Raw genomic sequence first — 6,250 nt, 5'->3', positions numbered from 1 at the left:
AGCGCGACCGCCTGTTCGACTCCCTCGTCTTCGAGCGCTCGCGGCTGGAGTACGTCTTTCAGCACGCGCCGTCGTTCCTGGCCGTGCTGCGCGGGCGGGAGCACGTCTTCGAGATCGCCAACGAGGCCTACTACCAGCTCGTGGGCCACCGCGACATCCTGGGCCGCCCCGCGCTGCAGGCCCTGCCCGAGGTGCGCGGCCAGGGCTTCGACGAGATGCTGGACGGCGTGCTGGCCACGGGCGAGCCCGTCATCGGCAGCGAGGTGATGCTGCGCATTGCCCGCACGCCCGGCGCGGCGCCCGAGGAGGTGTACGTGGACTTCGCGTACCTGCCCCTGGTGGAGGCCGACGGCACCCGCACGGGCGTCATCGCGCACGGCCACGACGTCACCGAGCAGGTGCTGGCGCGGCGCCAGGTGGAGCACCTGCTGCGGGAAAGCGAGGCGGCCCGCGCCGCGCTGCAGGGGGCCAACGCCCGGCTGGAGGCCCAGCAGGCGGAGCTGGAGGCCGCCAACCGCATGCTCCAGGAGAACGCGCTGGAGCTGGAGATGCAGACCGAGGAGCTGCAGCGCGCGGCCGGCGCCCTGGAGGAGCGCAGCCGCGAGGCCGAGGCCGCCGGCGCCGAGGCCGAGCGGGCGCGCGAGCACCTGGCGCGGGTCATCCAGCAGGCGCCCGTGGCCATGTACATCGCCCTGGGCCGCGCGCACGTCTTTGACGTGGTGAACGCGCCGTACGCCGCCATGGTGGGCAAGCGGCCCGAGGACATGCTGGGCCGCCCCGGCCGCGCGGTGTTCCCGGAGCTGGAGGGCCAGGGCGTGTTCGAGATCATCGACCGCGTGTACGATTCCGGCGTCCCGTACCGCGCGTCGGCCATCCCCGCCGCGTTCGACACGGACGGCGACGGCCGGCCCGAGACGCACCACTTCAACCTCGTCTACCAGCCGCTGCTGGACGCGCGGGGCGAGGTGTACGCCGTGGCCCTCGTGGCCACGGAGGTCACGGAGCTGGTGGCGGCCCGCGAGTCGGCGGAGCTGGCCCGGCGCGAGGCGGAGGTGGCCAACCGCGCCAAGGCCGACTTCCTGGCCTCCATGAGCCACGAGCTACGCACGCCCCTCAACGCCATCGGCGGGTACGTGGACCTGGTGGAGATGGGCATCCACGGCCCGGTCACCCAGGCCCAGCGCGAGGCCCTGGCCCGCGTCAAGGCCAGCCAGCAGCACCTGCTCACGCTCATCAACGACGTGCTGGCGTTCGCCAAGGTCGAAGCGGGGCAGCTGGAGCTGGCCCTGCGTCCGCGCCCCGCCGCCGCGCTCCTGGCCAGCGTGGAGCCGCTCGTGGCGCCCCTGGCCGCGGCCCGGGAGATCGCCCTCTCCATCGAGGGCTGCGATCCGTCGCTGTCGATGCTGTGCGACGAGGAGCGGGCGCGGCAGATCCTGCTGAACCTGGTGGGCAACGCCATCAAGTTCACGCAGCGCGGCGGATGGGTGCGGCTGGCGTGCGCGGCCCGCGCGGAGTGGCTGGACGTCCGCGTGCGCGACAACGGCCCGGGGATCACGCCCGAGCAGCAGCGCACCATCTTTGACCCGTTCGTGCAGGTGGAGCGGCGGTTCAGCAACCCGCGCGAGGGCGTGGGGCTGGGGCTGGCCATCAGCCGGGACCTGGCGCGCGCCATGGGCGGCGAGCTCAGCGTGGACAGCGTCCGCGGGCAGGGCAGCACCTTCACCCTGCGCCTTCCGCTCGTGGACCCCGGCGCGTCCGCCTGACGACGTTGATCCCGCCGTCCCGTCCGCGCGCATCGGCGCCTCCCATGCGATCCCGGGCCCTTACAAACGCGATCGGGTGATGCGGGACGCCGATTCCGCTCGCACGGGGCGGACATCCGTCGCGCCCAAAGGTGACGGCGGTGTACCGAGACCGCCTTCTCTGGTGCAGTCCGCGCAGGCGGACTTCGTGCCTTTCCAGCGGCGAATTCATTCGCTCCGGCTGGGGATCGGTGCCTCCTCCGCGCAATCCGCGATGCGCCTCGCCTTGGCTCGGCGAGAACGCCGACCGGCATCTCGCTCCACCGGCCTTCCCTGCCCCAACGCCGACGCCCGGCGCAAATCATCGCGCCGGGCGTCATCGTGCTCTTCCCAACTTCCCTGCTCCACCGGCACCCCCCATCACCCTCCCGCGGTGCCAGGCGAATTCAGGCGGGCGCCGGCTCCGTCCCGGTCCGCGCGGCGGCGGCATCCGCGAGGGACTGCAGGGCCACGAAGGGAAGGAACACCCGCTCCACCCGCTCCTCCGCCAGGTATCCCAGCAGCGCGTCCGGGTCGCGGCGCAGGTCCTCGTCCACCAGCACCAGCCGTCCCCCCGCCGACAGTGTCGTCGCCAGCTCCTGGAACGACACGTCGAAGCTCAGCGCCGAGAACTGCAGCGTGGCCCGCGGCTCCACGCCCTCCCCCAGGTGCCACGCCACCAGGTTCACCAGCGCCGCATGCGGCATGGCCACGCCCTTGGGCGCACCCGTGGAGCCCGACGTGTACAGCAGGTACGCCAGGTTCTCCGGCCCCACGCCGGAATCGGGGTTCTGCGCCCGGCCCTCGCCGAACGCCTCCTCGTCCAGCGCGTCCACGTGCAGCACCCGCACCCCGTCCGGCACGGACAGCGCGTTGGCCAGGGACGGCTGCGTGAGCAGCACCCGCATCCCCGAATCCGCCGCCATGAAGCCCAGGCGCGCCGCGGGATAGCTGGGATCCAGCGGCACGTACACGCCGCCCGCCTTGAGCACGGCCAGCATGGCCGCCACCACGGCCGGGCCGCGCTCCAGGCAGATGCCCACGGGCACCTCCGGCCCCACGCCCAGCGCCCGCAGCCGGTGCGCCAGGCCGTTGGCCGACTCGTTCAGCGCGCGGTACGTGAGCGCCCCCGCGCCGTGGACGACGGCCAGGGCGTCCGGCGTGCGCGCCGCCTGCGCCTCGATGGCGTGGTGCACGCAGGCGCCGGCCGGGACCGGCGCGTCCGTGCGGTTCCACTCGTCCACCACCCGCCGCCGCTCCTCCGGCCCCAGCAGGTCCAGCGCCGTCACGGGACGGTCCGGGTCCGCCACCACCTGCTCCACCACCCGCTCCAGGTGGCCCAGCATCCGCCGCACGGAATCCGCTTCGAACAGGTCCGTGGCGTACTCCATGGACCCGCGCATCCCCTCCTCGCCGGGGATGAAGGCGAGCGTCAGGTCGAACTTGCTCGTCCGCGTCCCCCCGCCGAACCACCGCGGCTGCACGCCGGGCAGCTCCAGCCCGTCCGGCGTGCCGGCGCCCTGCAGGAGCATGACCTGGCAAAGGGGCGAGTGGCGCAGCGACCGCTCCGGCTGCAGCACCTCCACCAGCCGCTCGAAGGGCACGTCCTGGTGATCGTACGCGCCCAGCGCCGTCTCCCGCGCCCGCCGCACCACCTCGCGGAACGAGGGCTCGCCCGACAGGTCCGTCCGCAGCACGAGCGTGTTGGCGAAAAAGCCCATCAGCCCTTCCGTCTCGTGCCGCATGCGCCCCGTGATGGGGCTGCCCACGAGCACGTCGTCGCTGTCGCCGTAGCGCGACAGCAGCACCTGCAGGGCGCCCAGCATCACCATGTACAGCGTGGCGCCCTCCGCGCGGCCCAGCGCCTCCAGCCCCCGCAGCAGCCCGGCGGGCCAGCGGAACGGCTCGGCCGCGCCGCGATGCGACTGCACGGGCGGACGCGGATGGTCCAGCGGCAGCTCGGTGAGGGCCGGCGCACCGGCCAGCCGGCCGCGCCAGTACTCCAGCTGCCCCTCCAGCGCGCCGGCCAGCTGCTCGCGCTGCCACACGGCATAGTCCGCGTACTGCACGGGCAGGTGCGCCAGGGGCGACGGGGCACCCTCCCGCGCGGCCGCGTACCCCGCGGAGAGCTCGCGGACGAGCACGCCCATGCTCCACTCGTCGCTCACGGCGTGGTGCATGGACACCAGCAGCACGTGGTCCTCGTCCGTCAGCCGCAGCAGCCGCGCGCGAAAGAGCGGGCCGGCCTGCAGGTCGAACGGCCGCGCCGCCTCGTCCTCCACCTGGCGCCGCGCCTGGGCCTCCACGTCCGCCGCGGCGGACAGGTCCTCCACGGGCAGGTGAAACGCCGTGAACGGCGCCACGTGCAGGTACGGCGTGCCGTCGTGCTCCTGGAACGTGGTCCGCAGCACCTCGTGGCGCCGCAGCACCTCGCCCAAGGCGCGCTCCAGGGCCGGCACGTCCAGCCCGCCGCCCAGCCACACGGCCATGGGCACGTTGTAGAAGGCGAGCCCCGGCTGCAGCCGGTCCAGGAAGAAGAGCCGCTCCTGCGCCCACGACAGGGGCAGGCGCCCCTCGTGCGGCACGGGGACCACGGGCGGCAGGGCCGGCGCGCCCCCGCGCCGGGCCGATTCCACCATCCCCGCCAGCTCCTCCACCGTGGGCGCCTGGAAGAGCGCGCTCAGGGGCAGGTGCACGCCCAGCGTCTCCTGCACCCGCGCCACCACCCGCGTGGCCAGCAGCGAGTGGCCGCCGATGTGGAAGAAGTCGTCGTCCGGCGCCACGTGCTCCACCTTGAGCACGTCCGCCCAGATGGCGGCCAGCACCTCCTCCATGGGCGTCATCGCGCCCCGCGCCCGCTCCGCGCCCCGCGCGGACGTCGGCGCGGGAAGGGCCAGGCGGTCCACCTTGCCGCTGGGCGTGAGCGGCAGGCGCTCCAGGCGCACGAAGACGGAGGGCACCATGTACTCCGGCAGCCCCTGCCGCAGGTGCGTCCGCAGCGCCTCGTCCCCCGCCGCGCCCACCACGTAGGCCACCAGGCGGTGGTTGCCCCCGTCGTCCGGGCGCGCCACGACGGCCGCCTCGGCCACGTCGGGGTGGCGGCGCAGGGCGGCCTCGATCTCCCCCGGCTCCACCCGAAAGCCGCGGACCTTGACCTGGTGGTCCATCCGCCCGCCGTACGCCAGCAGGCCGTCCGGCCGCCAGCGCACGCGGTCGCCCGTGCGGTACATCCGCCCGCCCGGCTCCGTGGCGAACGGGTCGGGGATGAAGCGCTCGGCCGTGAGGGCCGGGCGGCCCAGGTAGCCGCGCGTGAGCCCCTTCCCCGCCAGGCACAGCTCGCCCGGCACGCCGGCGGGGGTCAGCCGCAGCCCCGCGTCCACGATCCAGCCGCGGGAGTTGGGCAGCGTCCGGCCGATGCTCACGGGCCCGCCCGGGCGGCGCAGCATCACCGTGCTGAAGGTGGTGTCCTCCGACGGGCCGTACAGGTCGTACACGCGCTCCACGCCCCGGGCGTACAGCGCGTCCACCAGGTCCTGCGGCAGGGGCTCGCCGCCCAGGTTCACCGTCCGCGCGCCGGCGGGGATGCCGTCCGCCTCCAGCAGCGCGCGCATGGCCGAGGGCACCGTGTCGATGAGCCGCACCTCGTCCGCGTGGGGCGAGTCCGGCAGGGTCAGCGCGTTCTCCACGAGGATCACGCGGCCCCCCCGCGCCAGCGGCGCGAAGAGCTCGAAGACGCTCATGTCGAAGCAGACGGAGGTGGACGCCAGCATGCCGTCCAGCTCCTCCGCGCTGTACGTCTCCCACGCCCACGCCAGCATGGCCGCCGCGCTGTCGTGCTGGATGGCCACGCCCTTGGGCCGCCCCGTGCTGCCGGAGGTGTAGATGAGGTACGCCAGGTTCGCCGACAGGGCCCCGCCCGCGGGGTTCTCCGCGGGCTCGCGGGCGATGGCCGCCGCGTCCGCGTCCACGCGCACCAGGCGCAACGCCGGCACGGCGGGAAGCACGCCCGCCGTCGCATCCGACGTGAGGAGCACGGACGCGGCGGAATCGGCCAGCATGAAGGCCAGCCGGTCCGCGGGCCAGGCGGGGTCCAGCGGGACGTACGCGCCACCGGCCTTGAGGATGCCCAGGATGCCGGCCACGAGGTCCGCCGAGCGCGCCAGGCAGATGCCCACGCGCGTCTCGGGGCCCACGCCCAGCCGCCGCAGGTGGTGCGCCACGCGGTTGGCCCGCGCGTTCAGCGCGCCGTACGTGAGCGTCTCGCCGTCATACAGGAGGGCCGGGGCGCCGGGCGTGCGCGCCACCTGCGCCTCGAACAGCCCGTGCAGGCAGGCGTCCGCGGGATAGGGCGCGTCCGCGCCGGCCCACGCGGCCAGCAGCCGGCGCTCCCCCTCGTCCAGAAGGTCCAGCGCGGCCACGGGGCGGTCCGGGTCCGCCGCCACCTGCTCCAGCAGGCGGCGAAAGTGGCC

General features: G+C 74.6%; 2 protein-coding genes. One reads left to right on the top strand and one right to left on the bottom strand.

Annotated features, from left to right (window positions below; genetic code table 11):
* The coding region (locus tag VFZ20_RS03125; RefSeq protein WP_329682366.1) for an ATP-binding protein at nt 1-1,763 on the top strand (1,763 nt) is incomplete at its 5' end.
* Between the two features lie 425 nt (nt 1,764-2,188).
* On the opposite strand, the gene VFZ20_RS03120 is transcribed toward VFZ20_RS03125, so the two are convergent.
* Nucleotides 2,189-6,250 (bottom strand): amino acid adenylation domain-containing protein (locus VFZ20_RS03120; RefSeq protein WP_329682365.1); only part of this gene is annotated, 4,062 nt, incomplete at its 5' end.

The organism is Longimicrobium sp., from assembly GCF_036280135.1.
Lineage (GTDB): Bacteria > Gemmatimonadota > Gemmatimonadetes > Longimicrobiales > Longimicrobiaceae > Longimicrobium.
Note: the sequence above shows the minus strand (reverse complement) of the source record. Positions and strands in the feature narration are given on the sequence as shown.